The 19,209-nt window shown below is 69.4% G+C and carries 18 protein-coding genes; 13 read left to right on the plus strand and 5 right to left on the minus strand.

Annotated features, from left to right (window positions below; genetic code table 11):
* The first annotated feature begins 193 nt into the window (after positions 1-193).
* Positions 194-1,744 carry a methyl-accepting chemotaxis protein gene (locus tag B2J86_RS12905; RefSeq protein ID WP_169167912.1) on the plus strand — a complete coding sequence of 517 codons (1,551 nt, stop codon included), beginning with the start codon at positions 194-196 and terminating at the stop codon, positions 1,742-1,744.
* A gap of 143 nt (positions 1,745-1,887) precedes the next feature.
* Here B2J86_RS12905 and pssA read toward each other — a convergent pair whose 3' ends face one another.
* The 3 genes from pssA to B2J86_RS12920 form a co-directional block, all read right to left on the minus strand.
* Positions 1,888-2,517: a CDP-diacylglycerol--serine O-phosphatidyltransferase gene (pssA, locus tag B2J86_RS12910; protein WP_169167911.1), complete on the minus strand. Its 630-nt coding sequence runs from the start codon at positions 2,515-2,517 to the stop codon at positions 1,888-1,890.
* A gap of 236 nt (positions 2,518-2,753) precedes the next feature.
* A complete protein-coding gene (locus B2J86_RS12915; RefSeq protein WP_173025799.1) occupies positions 2,754-4,856 on the minus strand; it encodes an acetoacetate--CoA ligase in 2,103 nt (700 codons plus the stop codon).
* A 96-nt stretch (positions 4,857-4,952) separates the two neighbouring features.
* On the minus strand, positions 4,953-5,189 hold the full coding sequence (locus tag B2J86_RS12920) for a DUF6139 family protein (protein ID WP_169167909.1): 237 nt from the start codon (positions 5,187-5,189) through the stop codon (positions 4,953-4,955).
* Positions 5,190-5,368: 179 nt separating this feature from the next.
* Here B2J86_RS12920 and B2J86_RS12925 point away from each other — a divergent pair, with 179 nt between their 5' ends.
* From B2J86_RS12925 to B2J86_RS12935, 3 genes are all read left to right on the plus strand, one after another.
* Positions 5,369-6,655: a solute carrier family 23 protein gene (locus tag B2J86_RS12925; protein WP_169167908.1), complete on the plus strand. Its 1,287-nt coding sequence runs from the start codon at positions 5,369-5,371 to the stop codon at positions 6,653-6,655.
* A gap of 117 nt (positions 6,656-6,772) precedes the next feature.
* Positions 6,773-8,290, plus strand: coding sequence for an acetyl-CoA hydrolase/transferase family protein (locus B2J86_RS12930; protein WP_169167907.1), 1,518 nt, complete (start codon positions 6,773-6,775; stop codon positions 8,288-8,290).
* A 134-nt stretch (positions 8,291-8,424) separates the two neighbouring features.
* Positions 8,425-8,850, plus strand: a complete 426-nt coding sequence (locus tag B2J86_RS12935) for a hotdog fold thioesterase (RefSeq protein WP_173025800.1) — start codon at positions 8,425-8,427, stop codon at positions 8,848-8,850.
* 83 nt (positions 8,851-8,933) lie between these two features.
* Here the strand turns inward: B2J86_RS12935 and B2J86_RS12940 are convergent, their stop codons facing one another.
* Positions 8,934-9,509 carry a cob(I)yrinic acid a,c-diamide adenosyltransferase gene (locus tag B2J86_RS12940; protein WP_173025801.1) on the minus strand — a complete coding sequence of 192 codons (576 nt, stop codon included), beginning with the start codon at positions 9,507-9,509 and terminating at the stop codon, positions 8,934-8,936.
* A 149-nt stretch (positions 9,510-9,658) separates the two neighbouring features.
* On the opposite strand from B2J86_RS12940, the gene B2J86_RS12945 reads away from it, so the two are divergent.
* Both B2J86_RS12945 and B2J86_RS12950 read left to right on the plus strand, forming a co-directional pair.
* Positions 9,659-10,021 (plus strand): EF-hand domain-containing protein, encoded by a 363-nt coding sequence (locus tag B2J86_RS12945; protein WP_173025802.1) that lies wholly within the window; start codon positions 9,659-9,661, stop codon positions 10,019-10,021.
* Positions 10,022-10,150: 129 nt separating this feature from the next.
* On the plus strand, positions 10,151-11,572 hold the full coding sequence (locus B2J86_RS12950; RefSeq protein ID WP_173025803.1) for an FAD-binding oxidoreductase: 1,422 nt from the start codon (positions 10,151-10,153) through the stop codon (positions 11,570-11,572).
* A 30-nt stretch (positions 11,573-11,602) separates the two neighbouring features.
* Here the strand turns inward: B2J86_RS12950 and B2J86_RS12955 are convergent, their stop codons facing one another.
* Positions 11,603-12,505 carry a LysR family transcriptional regulator gene (locus B2J86_RS12955; RefSeq protein WP_173025804.1) on the minus strand — a complete coding sequence of 301 codons (903 nt, stop codon included), beginning with the start codon at positions 12,503-12,505 and terminating at the stop codon, positions 11,603-11,605.
* A 156-nt stretch (positions 12,506-12,661) separates the two neighbouring features.
* Between B2J86_RS12955 and B2J86_RS12960 the strand changes: the two genes are divergently transcribed.
* The 7 genes from B2J86_RS12960 to phnE all read left to right on the plus strand — a co-directional run bounded on the left by B2J86_RS12960 (position 12,662) and on the right by phnE (position 19,123).
* Positions 12,662-13,870 (plus strand): CaiB/BaiF CoA-transferase family protein, encoded by a 1,209-nt coding sequence (locus B2J86_RS12960; protein WP_173025805.1) that lies wholly within the window; start codon positions 12,662-12,664, stop codon positions 13,868-13,870.
* Positions 13,871-13,895: 25 nt separating this feature from the next.
* Complete coding sequence (locus tag B2J86_RS12965) at positions 13,896-14,894, plus strand: tripartite tricarboxylate transporter substrate binding protein (protein ID WP_169167900.1); 999 nt, start codon at positions 13,896-13,898, stop codon at positions 14,892-14,894.
* A gap of 190 nt (positions 14,895-15,084) precedes the next feature.
* Positions 15,085-15,519, plus strand: a complete 435-nt coding sequence (locus B2J86_RS12970; RefSeq protein ID WP_169167899.1) for an SRPBCC domain-containing protein — start codon at positions 15,085-15,087, stop codon at positions 15,517-15,519.
* 153 nt (positions 15,520-15,672) lie between these two features.
* The gene (locus B2J86_RS12975; RefSeq protein ID WP_173025806.1) at positions 15,673-16,542 is read left to right on the plus strand and encodes a putative selenate ABC transporter substrate-binding protein; all 870 of its coding nucleotides are present in this window, start codon (positions 15,673-15,675) and stop codon (positions 16,540-16,542) included.
* A gap of 75 nt (positions 16,543-16,617) precedes the next feature.
* Positions 16,618-17,448: a phosphonate ABC transporter ATP-binding protein gene (locus B2J86_RS12980; protein ID WP_169167897.1), complete on the plus strand. Its 831-nt coding sequence runs from the start codon at positions 16,618-16,620 to the stop codon at positions 17,446-17,448.
* 11 nt (positions 17,449-17,459) lie between these two features.
* A complete protein-coding gene (locus B2J86_RS12985) occupies positions 17,460-18,314 on the plus strand; it encodes an ABC transporter permease (protein WP_173025807.1) in 855 nt (284 codons plus the stop codon).
* On the plus strand, positions 18,311-19,123 hold the full coding sequence (gene phnE / locus B2J86_RS12990; protein ID WP_173025808.1) for a phosphonate ABC transporter, permease protein PhnE: 813 nt from the start codon (positions 18,311-18,313) through the stop codon (positions 19,121-19,123). Before B2J86_RS12985 ends, phnE begins: the two co-directional genes overlap by 4 nt.
* Positions 19,124-19,209: the final 86 nt, after the last annotated feature.

Here is a 19,209-nt window from a genome sequence, read left to right on the forward strand (position 1 = left end):
CGTCGCTTTTTCCGCACAGCGCAGGCGGTCTGCGGTGACATCGATCACATCAGCTGCCGTTACAGGGCTGCCGGGTGCAGGCGCGCTATCGCCTGACATGGTCACTTCCCACAATAAATTCCACGCCCCCGGCACCGTGCCGGGGCGCGGCGGCTTCTTTGGATGCCCTGAACGTTGACCTGCCCTCTCTCCCATGAAACACAACGGCCCCGTCACGCAGCGCGAGTACCCGGTCGGCGAGCACGAGACCTTGCTGTCTGCCACCGATCTGCAGGGACGCATCACCTATGCCAACGATGCCTTTATCGCCTGCAGCGGCTTTGAGCGCGACGAGCTGTATGGCAAAGCCCACAACCTGGTGCGGCACCCCGACATGCCGCCTGCGGCGTTCGACGACATGTGGGCCACCATCCAAAGCGGTCGCACCTGGACGGCCTTGGTCAAGAACCGCCGCAAGGATGGCGACCACTACTGGGTGCGCGCCAATGCCGCGCCCATCCGCCACCAGGGTGACGTGACAGGCTACCTCTCGGTGCGCACCCAGCCCGACCGCGACAGCGTAGCCGCGCACGAGGAGGCCTACCGCGAGATCCGCGCGGGAGGCCGAAAGCTCGGCCTGCGGCGCGGCCAGGTGGTGCGCATCAGCCTGATGGGCTGGTGCGCGCGCTGGCGCTTCGTGTCGCTGGCCATGCGCATGCGCCTGGGGCTGGGGGCCTTGTGGCTGGCGGGCTTGGCGGGCATGGCGTCGGTGGGGGGGCCTGCGGCATTGCCATGGCCCCCCATGGTGGGCTGGACGCTGGCCGTGCTGCTCAGCGGCTGGTGGCTGCGCACGGCGGTGCATGGGCCGCTGCAACAGCTCGTGGCGCAAGCGCAAGCCGTGGCCAGCGGCCAGCGCGCCGCACCCTTGTTCCTGCACCGCTGCGACGAGATCGGCGCGGTGATGCGCGGCATCGAGCAGGCATCGCTGAACCTCATCTCGCTGGTCAGCGACATCCAGGGCAAGGTGGTGCGCCTGCGCACCGCCGCGGACGACCTGCAGCACGGCAACGATGCACTGGCCCACCACACCCGTGAGGCCGCGGCCAGCCTCGAAGAAACCGCCGCCGCCAACGAACAGCTGGCTGCGACCATCGGCAGCAACAGCGAGACCGCCGCACAGGCGGCGCAGATGGCGGCGCAAGCGGTACAGGTGGCAGCGCAAAGCGCCGCCATGGTGGCGCAGGCGCAGGAAAACATGCGCGGCGTTTCGGCATCGAGCCAGAAGGTGGCCAACATCACCGGCCTGATCGACTCCATTGCGTTCCAGACCAACATCCTCGCACTCAACGCCGCGGTCGAGGCCGCACGCGCAGGAGCGCAGGGCAAGGGCTTTGCCGTCGTGGCCGCGGAAGTGCGCGCGCTGTCGATCAAGAGCGCGGGCGCTGCCAAGGAGATCAAGCAGCTCATCGATGCGTCAACCGCGCAGGTCGAGGCGGGCCATCGCACCGTGGCAGCGGCCGGCCACACGCTGACCGAAGCCGTGCAGGTCGTCGAGCGCGTGGCCACCATGATGGAAGACATCCGCCTGGCCGGCCGGGAGCAGGCGCACGGCGTGGCGCAGATCAACCAGGCGCTCGGCCAACTGGAGCAAATGACCCAGCTCAATGCGGTGCAGGTCGAGCACAACGCCCAGCTGAGCCAGGTGCTGGGCGAGCAGGCCCAGCGCCTCGACGAAGCCGCGTCGGTGTTCAGGCACGGGCGGTGAGGTGCCGAAGGCCTCCCCCGAGGCAGCCTTCGCCCCAGGCGCCCGAGCGTGGGCCAGACCGTGTGTTCTGGCCATTTCCAGCTCCGGCGGCACGCGAAGGCCCAGCGAAGCCGGCAGGGTGCAGGCTGGAGAAAGCGCGGGAATCAGAACTTGGGGATGCGGATGCGGCTGATCATCAGCGAGCCCGACAGCGCAAACAGCAGCACCAGCGGATGCAGCGTGAAGCCACCCACGCGCAGCGCCCCGCCCCACAGCCGATCGCCCACCGCGCCCTGCCAGGCGGCCAGCGCCAGCAGCGCCACGAGCACGATGGAGGTCGGAATGGGCGTGCCCTCGAAGTATTTGACCTTGCCGGCGCTGTCCGACAGCGCCTCGGCCGTGACGTTGAAGCGCGCCAGGCGCGAGACGCCGCAGGCGACGAAATACGCCAGCACGATGCGGTCGTACAGCCCCTGCATGCCGCAGCCGTAGGCGATCACGGCGGGCGCAACGCCAAACGAGATGACGTCGGCCAGCGAGTCGAGTTCGCGCCCGAGCGTCGAGCTCTGCTGGCGCCAGCGCGCCACGCGGCCGTCGAGCACGTCGAACACCAGCGCCGCAAGCACCAGCGCGCAGGCGTAGTAGACGTGCGCAACGCGCCCTTCCTGCAGGTACGAGAGCATGGAAAACAGCGCGCCCGTGCCGCACACGGCGTTGCCCAGCGTCACCCAGTCGGCCAGTTGGAACTCGCGGATCATGGCAAAGCGCTTGGACGCGGTGGACGGGGTCGTCATGGTGGAACTCCTGCTGAAAGGGGGCGCCACGGCGCCGCGGGCTGCGGGCCTGTCGCCTGCCACAGCCCCGGGACCGGGCAGGCGCCGCATGCCACCGATTATGGGGAGGGCCCCCGGCGCCCGGTGTAGGCCTGGGCCGGGCATTGCCGGGCCGGCGCCGTGCACCGGTCGGGTTCGTGTCTTTTAAGCAAAAATGGCCTCCAGCGCTGACGGAGTGTGCGCTGGCAGCTCTTTTTTCAATAGCATCCCGGGGCGGGCGCGGTGGCAGCTGCGGGGACTGCCGCCGCGCGCTCGGCGGCAAAGGCCACGTACCAGGCCAGGCAGCCGGGGTTCGCCATGGCATCCTTGTTGACCACCTTGTCGATCGGCTGGCCCAACAGCAGCTTCTTGATCGGCAGCTCCTGCTTCTTGCCGCTGAGCGTGCGCGGCACCTCGGCGACGGCGAAGATGGCGTCGGGCACGAAGCGCGGGCTGAGCGCCGTGCGGATCGCGCCCTCGATGCGCGCGCGCAGCGCGGCGTCGAGCGCGGCGCCCGGGCGCAGCACCACGAACAGCGGCATGTAGCTCTCGCGGCCCAGGTATTCGAGGTCGACCACCAGGCTGTCGAGCACCTCGGGCAGGGCCTCGACCGCACTGTAGATCTCGCTCGTGCCCATGCGCAGGCCGTGGCGGTTGATGGTGGCATCCGAGCGGCCGTAGATCGTGCAGCCGCCGTGGGCGCCGATCTTGAGCCAGTCGCCGTGGCGCCAGACCGCGCCCATCTCGGGCGGGCCGTCGCCGCCGCCGGGCCGGCGGCCATGGCCGCTCGGGTACATGTCGAAGTAGCTCGACAGATAGCGCGAACCGTCCGTGTCGCCCCACAGGTACAAGGGCATCGACGGGATCGGCTGCGTGCAGACCAGTTCGCCGACCTCGCCGATCACGGGCTGGCCTTGGTCGTTCCAGGCCTCGACGGCGGCGCCGAGCATGCGGCACTGCATCTCGCCCGGCACCTGGGGCAGCTCGCGGTGGCCGCCGAGGAAGGCGCCGCAGAAGTCGGTGCCGCCCGAGATGTTGTTCCACCAGATGTCCGGCGTGCCCAGCGCCTCGAACTGCGCCGTGCCCCACTGCTGCACCTCGGGCGACAGCGGCGATCCCGTGGTCCCGAGTGCGCGGATGCGCGAGAGGTCGCCGCAGTCGGACAGGTTCAACCCGGCCTTCATGCAGTGGGCATAGAAAGCCGCGCCAGCGCCGAAGCAGGTCACGCCGGTCTCGGCAGCAAAGCGCCACAGCAGGCCCCAGTCGGGCTGGTCCTTGCTGCCGCCGGGGTTGCCGTCAAAGATCACGCAGGTGGTGCCGCCGAGCAGGCCGCTGAGCTGGGCGTTCCACATCACCCAGCCGGTCGAGCTGTACCAGTGGTAGCGCTCGCCCAAACTGTTGGGCGCGTAGCTGCAGCCGACGTCGTTGTGCAGGCCCTTGAGCTGCAGCGCGACGAGCACCATGCCACCGTGGCCGTGCACGATGGGCTTCGGTAACCCCGTGGTGCCGCTCGAATAGACGACCCAGAGCGGGTGGTCGAACGACAGCCAGAGCGGTTCGAAGGCCGCGGTTTGGGCATCATTTCGGGCTGTAGCGCTGGCCCATTCTGCGCAGCCAGCTATCGAAACAGAAGCATCGAGCTGGCCCAGCAGCAGCGTGTGCTCGACGCTCGGCAGCTGCGCGCGCAGCTCGGCCAGCACGCCCAGGCGGTCGTGGTCGCGCCCGCCGTAGGTCACGCCGTCCACCGCGATCAGCACCTTGGGCGCGATCTGGCGAAAGCGGTCGAGCACGGCGTGCGTGCCCATGTCGGGCGCGCAGATGCTCCAGACGGCGCCAATGCTCACCGTGGCCAGCAGCGCCACCATGGCCTCGGGCACGTTGGGTAGGTAGGCGGCCACGCGGTCGCCGGGCTGCACGCCCTGGGCCTGCAGGTGCAGCGCGAGCGACGCGACCTGGCGGCGCAGTTCGGGCCAGGAGAGTTCGCGGTGCACGCCCTTTTCGTTGCGGCTGATGACGGCGGGCTGGCCGGCGGCGTGGGCCGCGTCGACATGGCGCAGCACCTGGCGCGCGTAATTGAGCTGCGCACCGGGAAACCACTGCGCGCCCGGCATCACGTTGCGCGCCAGCGCAGCGCTGTGCGGCGTCGGCGACTGCAGCGCGTAATAGTCCCAGATGCTTTGCCAGAATGCGCCCAGCTCGGTGGTGGACCAGCGCCACAGCGCGCCGTAGTCGGCAAACTCCAGGCCGCGCGCGGTGCGCAGCCAGTCCTGGTACAGGCGGATCTGGGGGATGAACGGGGGGGTGGGGTGGCGTGTCTCCATAGCGGCGCAGCCTACCAGTGGCGCGCCCGCGCTGCCCAGCCCCGGCAGTCCCTCAAACGACAGCGGCCGGGCGCCCGCAGGGCGCGGCGCAAGGCTTCAACCGGTCTGTTCGTGCAGCCCGGTGATCGCATAGCCTTTGTTCTCGATCTGCTGGCCGGGCTGCGCGATGCCGTAGTCGCTCCAGTGCGGAGCGTTCTCGTCGAGTTCCAGGCCGCGCTGCTCGCTCTCCCAGTCCACATTGATGGCTTCCGAGGGAATCGGCTTGCCTTCGGGCACCGCCAGGTGGGAAAACTTGTCGTCGGCTTCGGCTCGGCGGTAAATGTCCACGCGCATGGTTGCGTCCTCGCTGTTTCAGTGAATGAACACCCACTCTACGGGCGCCGCGCCGCGCGCCGCGTAGGAAGGGGGCGCCTTCGAGCGCGCGCGGCGCGCCGCATTTCTTCGCGCGGGCCGGGAACCCGGGGCGAACTCCCCTTACCATCCGCGCCACCAACCACAACGGAGAAAGTTCCATGGGCTTCATGACCTGGAGGGAGAAGAGTGCCGGCGCGCTGCAGCAGGGCGGCGTGATCGGGCCAGACGAGCGGCTGCCCTGGCCGCAGACCGCAGCGATGGGCGTGCAGCACGTCATCGCGATGTTCGGCGCGACGGTGCTCGCGCCCATCCTGATGGGGTTCGACCCCAACCTCGCCATCCTGATGAGCGGCATCGGCACGCTGATCTTCTTTGCCATCACCGGCGGCAAGGTGCCCAGCTACCTGGGCTCGAGCTTCGCCTTCATCGGCGTGGTGATTGCCGCCACCGCGTACGCCGGCAAGGGGCCGAACGCGAACATCGGCCTGGCGCTGGGGGGCATCATTGCCTGCGGCGCGGTGTACACGCTGGTCGGCTTCATCGTGCAGGCGGTCGGCACGCGCTGGATCGAGCGCTTCATGCCGCCCGTGGTGACCGGCGCGGTGGTCGCGGTGATCGGCCTCAACCTGGCCGCCATTCCCATCAAGAACATGGCGGCGAGCAACTTCGACAGCTGGATGCAGGTGCTGACCTTCGTCAGCGTCGGCCTGGTGGCCGTGCTCACGCGCGGCATGGTGCAGCGGCTGCTGATCCTCGTCGGCCTGGTGGTCGCGACCATCGCCTATGCGGTGCTGACCAACGGCCTGGGGCTGGGCAAGCCGCTGGACCTCTCGGGCGTGTGGAACGCGCCCTGGGTGGGCCTGCCCAATTTCTCGGCGCCGGTGTTCGACACCAACGCCATGCTGCTGATCGTGCCGGTGGTGATCGTGCTGGTGGCGGAGAACCTGGGCCACATCAAGGCCGTCACGGCCATGACGGGTCGGGACCTCGACCAGTACATGGGCCGCGCGTTCATCGGCGACGGCATTGCCACCATGGTCAGCGGCAGCGCCGGCGGCACCGGAGTGACCACCTACGCCGAGAACATCGGCGTGATGGCGGCCACCAAGATCTATTCGACCGCGGTGTTCCTGGTGGCAGCGCTGATCGCAGTGCTGCTGGGTTTTTCGCCCAAGTTCGGCGCCGTGATCCAGGCGATTCCGCTGCCCGTGATGGGCGGCGTCTCCATCGTCGTGTTCGGTCTGATCGCGGTCGCGGGCGCCAAGATCTGGGTCGACAACAAGGTGGACTTCTCGCTCAACAAGAACCTGATCGTCGCCGGCATCACGCTGATCCTGGGCACGGGCGACTTCACGCTCAAGTTCGGCCAGTTCGCGCTCGGCGGCATCGGCACCGCCACGTTCGGCGCCATCGTGCTGTACGCGCTGCTCAACCGCAAAGGCTGATGGCGCAGGCAAAACATCGGGTTAACCCTTAAACGCTCGGGCGCGCCAGATAAACTGGGGGTTTGCCTGGCGCGCGCCCCGCGCGCTGGCGCCCACCACCGTTGCGGAGTTTTGTCCATGTCCCTGGCCGATCGGGTCCGTCACCCGGCCCTTCTTGAACGCGTCATGTCGGCCCACGAGGCCGCAGCGCTGATCCCCGCCGGCGCCAATGTCGGCATGAGCGGCTTCACCGGCGCCGGCTACCCCAAGGCCGTGCCCGGCGCGCTGGCGCAGCGCATCGAAGGCCTGCACGCGCAGGGCCACCCGTTCAAGATCGGCGTGTGGACCGGCGCCTCGACCGCGCCCGAGCTCGACGGCGCCCTGGCGCGCGCGCACGGCATCGGGATGCGCCTGCCCTACCAGTCCGACCCGACCTGCCGGCGCCAGATCAATGCCGGCGAGATGCAGTACATCGACATGCACCTCTCGCACGTCGCGCAGTTCGTCTGGTTCGGCTTCCTCGGCAAGCTCGACGTGGCGGTCGTCGAGGTGGCCGGCGTGCTGCCCGACGGGCGCCTGATCCCGTCGTCGTCGGTCGGCAACAACAAGACCTGGCTCGACCAGGCCGACAAGGTCATCCTCGAGGTCAACCAGGGCACCCCGGCGGGCCTGGAGGGCATGCACGACATCTACTACGGCACCGACCTGCCGCCGCACCGCGTGCCGATCCCGCTGCTGCGCCCCCAGGACCGCATCGGCGAGCCCTACCTGCACTGCGACCCCGACAAGGTCATCGCCGTGGTGGTGACCGACCAGCCCGACCGCAACTCGGTCTTCGCCGCGCCCGACGAGAACTCGCAGCGCATCGCCGGCCACATCATCGAATTCCTGCAGGGCGAGGTGAAGCTCGGCCGCCTGCCGCGCGAGCTGCTGCCGCTGCAGTCGGGCGTGGGCAACATCGCCAACGCCGTGCTGGCGGGCTTGAACGAAGGGCCGTTCCAGCACCTCACCGCGTTCACCGAGGTGCTGCAGGACGGCATGCTCGACATGCTGCGCAGCGGCAAGCTGGCCTCGGCCTCGGCCACCGCACTGTCGCTGAGCCCCGCCGCGATGGACGACTTCGTGCGCCATCTCGATTTCTACCGCGAGCGCATCGTGCTGCGCCCGCAGGAGATCAGCAACCACCCCGAGCTGATCCGGCGCATGGGCCTGATCGCGATGAACGCGATGATCGAGGCCGACATCTACGGCAACGTCAACTCCACGCATGTGATGGGCTCGTCCATCATGAACGGCATCGGCGGCTCGGGCGACTTCGCGCGCAACGCCTACCTGTCGATCTTCATGACGCCCTCACTCGCCAAGGACGGAGCCATCTCGTGCATCGTGCCCATGGCCTCGCACGTCGACCACACCGAGCACGACGTGCAGATCCTCGTGACCGAGCAGGGCCTGGCCGACCTGCGCGGCCTCTCGCCGACGCAGCGCGCGCAGCGCATCATCGAGCGCTGCGCCCACCCCGACTACCGCCCGCAGCTGCGCGACTACGTCGAGCGCGCGCGCCGGGGCGCCACCGGCCAGCACACGCCGCACCTGCTGAGCGAAGCGCTCGGCTGGCACCAGCGCTATGTGGAAACCGGCAGCATGCGCGCCTGAATGCGGCGCCTGGCCTGGCCGTGCGTGCGCGGCCGTCACGGCGGCGACGTACAGCGCGCGCGCACTTCCGATAATGGCGGTCTGCTTCGGGCCGGCCCCGGCCGCCCGTCACCGCACTTGAGGAACGCCCACCCATGTCCGCCATCTGGAAAAAACCCATCACCCTTGCGCTGTGCACGGAGACCAGCGCGAACACCGCCGTCAGCCACCTGGGCATTGAATTCACCGAGATCGGCGACGACTTCCTGCGCGGCCGCGTGCCCGTCGATGAACGCACGCGCCAGCCCTTTGGCCTGTTGCACGGCGGCGTGAGCGTGGTGCTGGCCGAGACGCTCGGCTCCATCGGCGCGTTCTACGCCAGCCCCGAGGGCCACCGCGGCGTGGGCCTGGACATCAACGCCAACCACCTGCGCGCCGCCACCAGCGGTTGGGTCACGGGCACGGCGCGCGCCGTGCACATCGGCCGCACCACGCAGGTCTGGCAGATCGACATGGCCAACGACGCGGGAGAGCTGACCTGTGTCTCGCGCATCACCATGGCGATCCTGGCGCCGCGCTGAATTTCAGGTGATTTTGACCTCCAGCGCTTGACTGGCAAGCGTTGGAAGCTATTATTTTCGGAGCACTGATGCGCCCGCGCCACTCACTCGGCGTCGTCTGCCGCGCTGCGCGCCAAGCGCTCACTCTTCCAGTACACGTCGTCGCCGCCGTCCATGCGGTTGAGCACGCGCGCGAGCACGAACAGCAGGTCCGACAGCCGGTTGAGGTAGTGGCGCGGCGCTTCGCGCATGGCCTCCTGCGCGCCCAGCGCCACCACGGCGCGCTCGGCGCGGCGCGCCACGGTGCGGCACACGTGGGCCTGCGCGGCCGCGCGCGTGCCGGCCGGCAGGATGAATTCCTGCAGGCGCGGCAGCTGTGCGTTGTGCATCGCCAGCGCCTGGTCGAGCTGCAGCACGGCCTCTTCCTTGAGCAGCTCGAAGCCCGGAATCGACAGCTCGCCGCCCAGGTTGAACAGCTGGTGCTGCACCTCGACCAGCAGCGCGCGCACGTCGGCAGGCAGCGGCTCGCACAGCAGCAGGCCGATGTGCGAGTTGAGCTCGTCCACATCGCCCATGGCGTGGGGCCGCGGGCTGTGCTTGGAGACGCGCGTGTTGTCGCCCAGGCCCGTGGTGCCGTCGTCGCCGGTGCGCGTGGCGATCTGGGTGAGTCGCTTGCCCATGGGTGCTCCTTGAAAAATGGAATACGGGATTGTGGGTTACACCGGGCGCGCAAATGTTGGCCGGGGAAACAGCCGGCAAAAGTGCTGGCCCGGGCCCGCACGCTGCGGTGCAATGGGCGCCTGTTCAACTTTGATGGAGCATCTGGTCCATGCATTTGACGAAACAACGCACCGCCCCTTTTGACGCCCGCAGCGTGCTGCTGTTCGCGGCCCTGGCCCTGGGCGGCGCCGCCGCCGTGAGGGCGCAGACGGCGCCGGGCGCCAGCTCCCCCAACGCGTCGGGCCCCGCCGCCACCGTGCAGACCGCCACGCACTCCCCCCGCAGCGGCAGCGGCAGCGCCCACTCCGCGACCGAGACCGCGTTTGTCCGTGCCGACACCAACCACGACGGCAAGCTCAGCGCCACGGAAGCGGCCGCCCTGCCCGCGATCGGCAACCGCTTTCAGCAGCTCGACGCCGACAAGGACGGTTTCCTCTCGCGCGCAGAATTCGAGAAAGGCGCGCAGCCCTGACCGGCAGGCCGCGCGCACCGCTGCTCGCGTGAGCAGCGGGTTGTCCCTGGGCTCTGGCGGGCATCGCCGCCAGGGCCTTTTTGCTTTGGGGGCCGGTGGTATTCTTTTGCCCCCTGCCGGAGAACCCCCATGAACGCCCCCACCCCCACCCAGTTGCTGTCCCCCACCCTACCGCGCGCCGTGCCGCAGGCGCTGCTCGATGCCCTCGCCGCGCGCTTTGGCGCCCAGTGCTCGACCGCGCTGGCGGTGCGCGAACAGCACGGGCGCGACGAAGGCTCGCTGGTGGCGCCGCCGCCCGAGGCCGTGGTGTTTGCGCAAAGCACGCAGGACGTGCAGGACGCCGTGCGCCTGGCCGGCGAGTACGCGGTGCCCGTCATTCCGTACGGCGCCGGCTCCTCGCTCGAAGGCCACCTGCTGGCCGTGCAGGGCGGCATCAGCCTCGATGTCTCGCGCATGGACCAGGTGCTGTCCATCGACGCCGACGACCTCACCGTCACGGTGCAGCCCGGCATCACGCGCAAGGCCTTGAACGAGGCCATCAAGGACACGGGCCTGTTCTTTCCGATCGACCCCGGCGCCGACGCCAGCCTCGGCGGCATGGCCGCGACGCGCGCCAGCGGCACCAACGCCGTGCGCTACGGCACCATGCGCGAGAACGTGCTGGCGCTGGAAGTCGTCACCGCCAGCGGCGAGGTGATCCGCACCGGCACGCGCGCCAAGAAAAGCGCCGCCGGCTACGACCTCACGCGCCTGATCGTCGGCAGCGAGGGCACGCTCGGCGTGATCACCGAAGTGACGGTGCGGCTATACCCGCTGCCCGAGGCGGTGTCGGCCGCAGTGTGCTCGTTCCCCAGCATCGAGGCCGCGGTGCGCACGACCATCCAGACCATCCAGCTCGGCGTGCCGATCGCGCGCGTCGAACTGATCGACGCCAACTCGGTGCGCATGGTCAACCAGCACAGCAAACTGAACCTGCGCGAGGAACCGATGCTGCTGATGGAATTTCACGGCTCGCCGGCCAGCGTGCAGGAGCAGGCCGAAACCGTGCAGGAGATCGCCAGCGAATTCGGCGGCAACGCCTTCGAATGGGCCAGCACGCCCGAGGAGCGCACGCGCCTGTGGGCCGCGCGGCACAACGCCTACTTCGCCGCTGTGCAAAGCCGCCCCGGCTGCCGCGCGATCAGCACCGACACCTGCGTGCCCATCAGCCGCCTGGCCGACTGCCTGCTCGACTCGGTGGCCGAGGCCGACGCCAGCGGCATTCCCTACTTCCTCGTCGGCCATGTGGGCGACGGCAACTTCCACTTCGGCTATCTGCTCGACCCGAACATCCCCGCAGAACGCGTGGCGGCCGAGGCCCTGAACGACAAGCTGGTGGCGCGCGCGCTGGCCCTGGGTGGCACCTGCACGGGCGAGCACGGCGTGGGCATCCACAAGATGGGCTTCCTGGTCGATGAGGCCGGTGCCGGCGCCGTGGCCATGATGCGCGCCATCAAGCAGGCACTGGACCCGCAGAACATCCTGAACCCCGGCAAGATCTTCGCGCTCTGAGCGCCGGCCCGGCGCAGCCGCAGGAGAGCTTCATGCCGCGTCCTGCTGCGCGGCCTTGTGCAGCAGAAAATCGATCAGCGTGGCGATGGCCTTGGTCTGGTAGCGCGTGGGCATGTACAGCAGGTACTTGCTCGTCGACAGGAAGGCCAAGCTGCCCGGCTCGAACGGCAGGCGCACCAGGTCGCCGCGCTGCAGCGGCTCGCGCACCATGTAGTCGGGCACGACGCCCACGCCCAGGCCCTGCAGGATCGCGTCGCGCAGAAAGTAGAAATTGGCCGACACCAGCCGCGGCTGGATGCGCAGTTCGGCGCCGCTGCCCCCGTGGTAGCCGGCGAGGCGCAGCTTCTGGCCCGTGAGGTTCGAGGTGATGAGCGGCACCTGGTGCAGGTCCGCCAGGCTGCGCGGCAGGCCATGCGCCTGCACCAGCGCCGGCGCCGCGCAGGCCACGTAGTGCACCGGCCCCATATTGCGCGCGACCAGGTGGGCCGGCGGCTCGGCCATCACGCGCATCGCGAAATCGACCGCGCCGGCGAGCAGGTCATCGATGTCGTTGTCGAAGACCACCTCCAGCGTGACGCCCGGGTGCAGCTGCATGAACTCGGTGAGCCACGATGACATCGCCAGCTGGCCATAGCCGCTGGGCACGGACAGGCGCACCGTGCCCTGCAGGCTTTGGCCCAGGCTGCCCACCGACTCGGTGGCGGCCAGCAGCTCGCGGCGGATCGTGCGGCCGTGTTCATAGAGCTTCCAGCCCAGCTCGGTGGGCTCGATCTGGCGCGTGGTGCGCCGCAGCAGCTGCTGGCCCAGTTCGCGCTCGAACTGGTTGAGCCGGTGGCTCACGTTGGCCCGGCTCATGCCCAGGCGCAGCGCGGCCTTGCTGAGGTTGCCGGCTTCGATGATGTCCACGAGCAGGGACAGCGCGGTCAAATTCATTGTCAAATTTCCAGATACACAATGTCCAACTTTTATCACGATTGCAAAATTTATTAAACACATGAAAAATGCGCGCTGGTGAACTGCCCCTGCGCAATCCGCCGTTTCCAGGGGTCTGTGGGCCTCGTGTTGCTTTGTTGGACGAGGCCCTTTTGCATGAGCGTTACTTCTCCCATCCAGCCGCTGGCTGGTCTGCGTGTTCTCGACCTGTCGCGCGTGCTGGCCGGTCCCATGTGCGCCATGTCGCTGGCCGACCTCGGCGCCGATGTGATCAAGGTCGAGCACCCGAGCCGCGGCGATGACACGCGCGACTGGGGCGTGCGCGTGGGCAGCCGCAACACCTCGTACTTCAACAGCGCCAACCGCAACAAGCGCTCGATCAGCCTGGACCTGCAGTCGCCCGAGGGGCAGGAAATCGCGCTGCAGCTGGCCGCGCAGAGCGACGTGGTGGTGCAGAACTTCAAGGTCGGCGGCGCCGAAAAGCTGGGCCTGGGCTACGAGCAGCTGAGCGCTTTGAACCCGCGCTTGGTCTACTGCTCGATCTCGGGCTATGCGCGCTCGGGGCCGGAGGCCACGCGCCCCGGCTACGACCTGGTGGTGCAGGGCGAATCGGGCCTGATGGCGATGAACGGCGAAGAAGGCCAGGGCCCGCTCAAGTTTGGCGTGGCCGCCGTGGACATGTTCACCGGCATGTATGCCGCCCAGGCCATCCTGGCGGCGCTGTACGAGCGCCACCGCACCGGCCTAGGCCGCCATGTGCAGATGGCGCTGTACGACTGCGGGCTGATGATCACCAGCTACTACGGCATGGAAGCGCTGCTCCGTGCGGGCGACCCGCCGAAGTTCGGCAACGCCCACCCCTCCATCGTGCCCTACGGCGTGTTCGAGGCGGCCGACGGCCCGCTGGTGATCACCGTGGGCAACAACGGCCAGTTCCAGCGCTTTTGCACAAAGGTCATCGGGCGACCCGAATGGGCCAGCGACGAGCGCTTTGCCACCAACACCGCGCGCTCGGCCCACCGCCACATCCTCATGCCACTGATCCACGAGGCGCTGCGCGGGCTGCCGCGCGCCCAGCTGCTCGCGCAGCTGACGGCCGCGCAGATCCCCTGCGGCGAGGTGCTGGGGCTGCTCGATGCGCTGCAGTCCGAGCGCACCGAGTCCGCCGGACTGCTGCACCGCTTTGAAGACAGCGAAGCCGGCGCACAGGCCGTGCTCGCTCCGCCCTACGCGATGGACGGCGAACGCCTGGCCGTGCGCATGCCGCCGCCCCACCTGGGCGAACACACCGACGCCGTGCTGAGCGAGCAACTGGGCCTCGCCCCCGACGCCATTGCCGCACTGCGCGCACAAAACATCATCTGAACCCCTTTTTGACCCGGAGACAAACATGTCCAAGCCCCACGCTTCCCTCCACCGCCGCCACCTGCTGGCCGCTGCAGCCGCCGGCGCCCTGACCGCCTTCACGGGCACCGCCGTGGCCTCTGCCTGGCCCGACAAGCTGGTGAAGATCGTCGTTGCTTTCCCGCCCGGCGGCCCCACCGACACGGCCGCGCGCATCGTGGCGCAGAAGCTCGGCGAGCGCCTGGGCCAGTCGGTGATCGTGGAAAACCGCCCGGGCGCCTCGGGCTCGATCGGCACGGCGGCCTTCATCAAGTCCCCGGCCGATGGCTACACGCTGTCCATGTTCGGCATGCCGGCGCTACTGGCGCCGCTGCTGTTCAACAACAACGCCTACGACGTGCGCAAGGACTTCCTGCCCGTGGCCACGGTCTACGACCTGCCGATGGCCGTCGTGATCAACCCGCGCGTGCTGCCGAACGTGACCACCCTGCCGCAGCTGATCGCCCACGCCAAGGCATCGAAGACGCCGCTGAACTACACCAGCTCGGGCACCGGCAGCTTCGGCCACCTGTCGATGGAGCAGCTCAAGGACCTGGGCGGCTTCGACATGCAGCACATCCCCTACCGCGGCAGCGCCCCGGCCGTGACCGACCTGATCGGCGGCCAGATTCCGGTGATGTTTGCCGACGTGGTCGCGGCGCTGCCGCACATCCAGGCGGGCAAGCTGCGCGCCATCGCGGTCAGCTCCAACCAGGCCAAACTGCTGCTGCCGGGCGTCAAGTCGGTCGCCGAACAGGGCTTTGCCGGCTTTGACGCCGACACCTGGGGCGGCCTGATCGCGCCGCTGGGCACGCCGCGCGCCGTGGTCGACCGCCTGAACAAGGAACTGAAAGTGATCATGGCCGACCCCGAACTGCAGCAGAAGATGATCGGCGCCGGCGCCGTGGCCAACTACCAGACCGGCGAGACCATGCGCAAGCGCCTGCTGTCCGACTACGACCGCTGGAGCAAGATCGCCAAGGACAAGAACATCTCGGCCCTGTGAGCCCGGCGCCCTGCGGCGGCAGGGCGCGCACATCACCAAGCCCTGGCGGGCGTGCCCGCCAGGGCTTTGTTTTTTGGTGGCCTGCCAGCGCTTGCGCAGGCATGTATGTACGCTGCCTCCGCAATAATCACCGCCGAGCCGCCTGCGGGCGGTGTCCCTTGTCCCTGAGCTTGTCCGTTAGGCGCCCAACATGCACCACCTGCACACGCAGATCCAGATTTCCGCCCCGATTGAGCGGGTCTGGTCGCTGCTCGTCGACCTGCCCGCGCACGCGCGGTGGAACCCGTTTGTCCGGTCCATCGAAGGCCCGCTTGCGGTGGGCCAGACGCTCCAAGTCGCCATCCAACCGCCGGGCAGCCGGGGCATGCGTTTCCAGCCAACGGTGCTGGCCGTGCACGAGGGCCGGGAACTGCGCTGGAAGGGCAAGCTTCTCGTCGCCGGCCTGTTCGACGGCGAGCACTACTTCAAGCTCGAAGCCGGCCCTGCGGGCGGGACCGTGTTCCACCACGGCGAACTTTTCTCGGGCGTGCTCGTGCCGCTGTTTCGGCGCTCGCTGGACGGCGCCACCCAGCAAGGTTTCGTGGCCATGAACGAGGCGCTCAAGCGCGAAGCCGAGAAGCCGTGACGCCGGTCTGAAGCCGATTTGTGCCTGACCCCTGTCGGGGCATCCGCGGCAGTGGCGGCCGGCCGCGCGCCGGGCCGCGACAATCGCCCGTTCGGCACCTGCGCGCGCACGGACCTTCCGTCTCCGCCATCGCCCCACTTTCTGGAAACCCCCATGACCCGTTCTTTCCCTTCGATCCGCACGCTGAAGGCGCTGCTGGCCAGCGCCGTTCTGGCCCTGGGCAGCCTCGCGCAAGCCCAGACGGTCTTCAAGATCACCGCGATCCCCGACGAATCGCCCACCGAGCTGGCGCGCAAGGCCGCGCCGCTGGTGAAGTACCTGGAGCAGCGGCTGGGCATGAAGGTGGAGTTCACGCCGGTCTCGGACTATGCCGCCGCCGTGGAGGCGCTGGCCCACAAACAGGTGGACATGGCCTGGTACGGCGGCTTCACCTTCGTGCAGGCCAGCATCCGCTCGGGCGGCAAGGCCGTGCCACTGGTGCAGCGCGAGGAAGACGAGAAATTCCGCTCCGTCTTCATCAGCGGCGACCCGGCCATCCGTTCGCTCGCCGACCTCAAGGGCAAGACTGTGAGCTTTGGCTCGCAGTCCAGCACCTCGGGCCACCTGATGCCGCGCAGCTACCTGCTGCAGGCGCAGATCGACCCCGACAAGGACTTCCGGCGCGTGGCCTATTCCGGCGCGCACGACGCCACCATCGCCGCCGTGGCCTCGGGCAAGGTGGACGCGGGGGCGCTCAACATTTCGGTGTGGGAGAAGTTCGTGGCCGACAAGAAGGTGGACACCGGCAAGGTCAAGGTCATCTTCACCACCCCGGCCTACTTCGACTACAACTGGACCGTGCACAGCGACATGCCGATGGCCCAGCGCGAACAACTCACCAAGGCGTTCCTCGACCTGAACCGCAACACCCCTGAAGGCAAGGAAATTCTGGACCTGCAGCGCGCCACGCGCTTCATTCCCACCCAGGCCAGCAACTACAAGGGCATCGAGACGGCAGCGCGCAGCGCGGGCCTGATCAAGTAAGGGCCGCCTGCGCGTGCGCTCTATTTTTAATAGCTGGCTGCGCTGCCCCCGCAAGGGCTGCAGCCTGATTTGGCCATGAACCTGCGGCTGCACAACGCCACCGTGCGCCACCCCGCGGCGCGCGCCGGCGCACCGGCCGCGCTGCAGGGCCTGGACCTGGCGGTGGCCCAGGGCGAACAGATGGCCGTCATCGGGCCGTCGGGCGCGGGCAAGACCACGCTGCTGCACCTGCTGGCCTGCGCGCAGCGGCCGGCCGAGGGCAGCGTGCACTTCGATGGCAGCGACCCCTGGGCGCTGTCGCGCCGCGCGCTGCAGCGCTTGCGCGGCCGGCTATTTCTGGCCCCGCAGGTGCCGCCGCTGCCGCCCCGGCAGCGCGTGGTCACCGCGGTGCTGGCGGGGCGCCTGCCGCACGAGAGCCTATGGGCCAGTGTGCGCAGCCTGGTGCACCCGACGGGCACCGCGCTGGCCGAGCACGCGCTGGCCCATTTCGACGTGGCGGACAAACTGTTCGACCGCGTGGACCGGCTCTCGGGCGGTGAGCGCCAGCGCGTCGGCCTGGCCCGGGCGCTGGCCACGCAGGCCAGCCTGTTCCTGGTCGACGAACCCCTGTCCGCGCTGGACCCGGCACGCGCGCAGCAGGCCCTGGCCTCGCTCACGCAGGCGGCCCGCGAGCGCGGTGCCACGCTGGTGGCCACGCTGCACCACGTGGACATGGCGCTGCACCATTTCCCGCGCGTCATCGGGCTGCGCGGCGGCACGCTGGCCTTCGACCTGCCTGCGGCGCAGGTCACGCCAGACCACCTGCACCAGCTGTACGCGCAGCACCTGGACGAGCTGGCGGACACCACGCCGCCCGCACCGGACGGGCCCATGGCCGCCGCGCCCGTGCCCATGCAGTGCCGCTAGCGCAACGGGCCATGGTGTCGTTCCTGGGCGTGCCCCCCGGCGAAAGCCTGCCGTCCGCGCGGCGCGACCCGGCCTGGCGCGCCCGCCTGGCCGGTGCCGTGGTGGCGCTGGTGGTGCTGTGGCCGATGCTGGTGCTCACCGAATTCAAACCCTGGCAGCTGCTGGCCCCGGACGCACTGAAACCCTCGCTGCGATTTCTGGCGGACTTCGTGCCGCCCCGCTCGGACGCGGAGTTTCTCGCCCTGGTGGCGCGCGAGACCTGGCGCACCGTGGCCATCGCCACGGCAGGCCTGGCGCTGGCGCTGGCCCTGGCCGTGCCGCTGGCGCTGCTGTCGGTGCGGGCGCTGTCGGTCTCGGCGCTGAGCGGCCCGATGGCCGCCGTGCCGGCGCTGGTGCGGCTGCTGGTGCGCTGGCTGCTGGTGGTGCTGCGCAGCGTGCCCGAACTGGTCTGGGCGCTGGTGTTCGTGCGCGTGGTGGGGCTGGGCCCGACGGCTGGCGTGCTGGCCATTGCGCTGACCTATGCCGGGATGCTGGGCAAGGTCTATGCCGAGATTCTGGACAGCGCCGAGCCCCATGCCGCCGCCACCCTGCTGCGCAATGGGTCCGGCCGGCTGCAGGCCTTTTTCTATGCGCTGCTGCCGCAGAACGCCGCCGAACTCACCAGCTACACCGTCTACCGCTGGGAGTGCGCGATCCGCTCGTCGGCGGTGCTGGGCTTCGTCGGCGCGGGCGGCCTGGGCCAGCAGATGGACGCCTCGATGAAGATGTTCGAGGGGGCCGAGGTGGCCACCATGCTGCTGGTGTTCATGGCGCTGGTCTGGCTGGCGGACCGCACCAGTGCCTGGTTGCGGCACAGGCTGGCATGACGACGCGCCACCCGCCGCCACCCCGGCCACCCACCCAGCGCTGCCTGGCCTGCTGGTGCATGGCCGCCGGCGCACTGGCGCTGGTGGGCCTGAGCTTCTGGTCGCTGGACCTGCAGTGGGCGCAGTTCGCATCCGCACAGGCGCTCGCCAAGATGGCGCGGTTTCTGGCGGAGCTGCTGCGGCCCGACACCAGCCCGGTGTTCCTGCACAAGCTGCTGTGGGCGACGCTGGAGACGCTGGCCATGTCGGCGCTGGGCACGGTGCTCGCGGTGCTGCTCGGCCTGGCGCTGGCGCTGCCCGCCAGCAAGGCGTTCGAGGGCGACCCGGCGCGCTGGCGTGGCCCGGCGCGGCTGGTGCTCAACGCCTTGCGCAGCATTCCCGAACTGGTGTGGGCCACCCTGCTGCTGATCGCGGCCGGGCTGGGGCCGTTTGCCGGCACGCTGGCATTGGCGCTGCACACCTCGGGCGTGCTCGGCCGCCTGTTCGCCGAAGCGATCGAGAACGCCCCGCCCGGCCCCGGCTTCGCCCTGCGCGTGCGCGGCGTGGGCAGCAGCCGCGTGTTCCTGTATGCCACGCTGCCCCAGGTGCTGCCGCAGCTGCTGAGCTACACGCTGTACCGCTGGGAGAACAACATCCGCGCCGCCGCCGTGCTCGGCGTGGTGGGGGCCGGCGGGCTGGGGCAGATGCTGGCGTTCCACCTGGGGCTGTTCCAGATGGGCGAGACCAGCAGCGTGCTGGTCGCCATGCTGCTGCTGGTGGCGCTGGTGGATGCGCTGAGCTTTGCCAGCCGGCGCTGGCTGGCCCTCTAGTGCATCACCCCAGCGGGATCGAACCAGCGCGCGCCCGGCGCGGCCCTGCTCCCCTGCAGCGCAGGAAACGCCTGTCAACTGGTTGA

The sequence above is a fragment of the Acidovorax sp. SRB_14 genome (genome assembly GCF_012932145.1).
Classification (GTDB): domain Bacteria; phylum Pseudomonadota; class Gammaproteobacteria; order Burkholderiales; family Burkholderiaceae_C; genus Simplicispira.

Bases quoted from the DNA above. Each gene is read 5' to 3' on its own strand.
- B2J86_RS12945 (WP_173025802.1), top strand. From the start codon at position 9,659: ATGCATTTGACGAAACAACGCACCGCCCCTTTTGACGCCCGCAGCGTG.
- B2J86_RS12905 (WP_169167912.1), top strand. From the start codon at position 194: ATGAAACACAACGGCCCCGTCACGCAGCGCGAGTACCCGGTCGGCGAG.
- phnE (WP_173025808.1), top strand. From the start codon at position 18,311: ATGACGACGCGCCACCCGCCGCCACCCCGGCCACCCACCCAGCGCTGC.
- B2J86_RS12915 (WP_173025799.1), bottom strand. From the start codon at position 4,856: ATGGAGACACGCCACCCCACCCCCCCGTTCATCCCCCAGATCCGCCTG.
- B2J86_RS12975 (WP_173025806.1), top strand. From the start codon at position 15,673: ATGACCCGTTCTTTCCCTTCGATCCGCACGCTGAAGGCGCTGCTGGCC.
- B2J86_RS12935 (WP_173025800.1), top strand. From the start codon at position 8,425: ATGTCCGCCATCTGGAAAAAACCCATCACCCTTGCGCTGTGCACGGAG.
- B2J86_RS12985 (WP_173025807.1), top strand. From the start codon at position 17,460: ATGGTGTCGTTCCTGGGCGTGCCCCCCGGCGAAAGCCTGCCGTCCGCG.
- B2J86_RS12920 (WP_169167909.1), bottom strand. From the start codon at position 5,189: ATGCGCGTGGACATTTACCGCCGAGCCGAAGCCGACGACAAGTTTTCC.
- B2J86_RS12970 (WP_169167899.1), top strand. From the start codon at position 15,085: ATGCACCACCTGCACACGCAGATCCAGATTTCCGCCCCGATTGAGCGG.
- B2J86_RS12930 (WP_169167907.1), top strand. From the start codon at position 6,773: ATGTCCCTGGCCGATCGGGTCCGTCACCCGGCCCTTCTTGAACGCGTC.
- B2J86_RS12940 (WP_173025801.1), bottom strand. From the start codon at position 9,509: ATGGGCAAGCGACTCACCCAGATCGCCACGCGCACCGGCGACGACGGC.
- pssA (WP_169167911.1), bottom strand. From the start codon at position 2,517: ATGACGACCCCGTCCACCGCGTCCAAGCGCTTTGCCATGATCCGCGAG.
- B2J86_RS12925 (WP_169167908.1), top strand. From the start codon at position 5,369: ATGGGCTTCATGACCTGGAGGGAGAAGAGTGCCGGCGCGCTGCAGCAG.
- B2J86_RS12950 (WP_173025803.1), top strand. From the start codon at position 10,151: ATGAACGCCCCCACCCCCACCCAGTTGCTGTCCCCCACCCTACCGCGC.
- B2J86_RS12960 (WP_173025805.1), top strand. From the start codon at position 12,662: ATGAGCGTTACTTCTCCCATCCAGCCGCTGGCTGGTCTGCGTGTTCTC.
- B2J86_RS12955 (WP_173025804.1), bottom strand. From the start codon at position 12,505: ATGAATTTGACCGCGCTGTCCCTGCTCGTGGACATCATCGAAGCCGGC.
- B2J86_RS12965 (WP_169167900.1), top strand. From the start codon at position 13,896: ATGTCCAAGCCCCACGCTTCCCTCCACCGCCGCCACCTGCTGGCCGCT.
- B2J86_RS12980 (WP_169167897.1), top strand. From the start codon at position 16,618: ATGAACCTGCGGCTGCACAACGCCACCGTGCGCCACCCCGCGGCGCGC.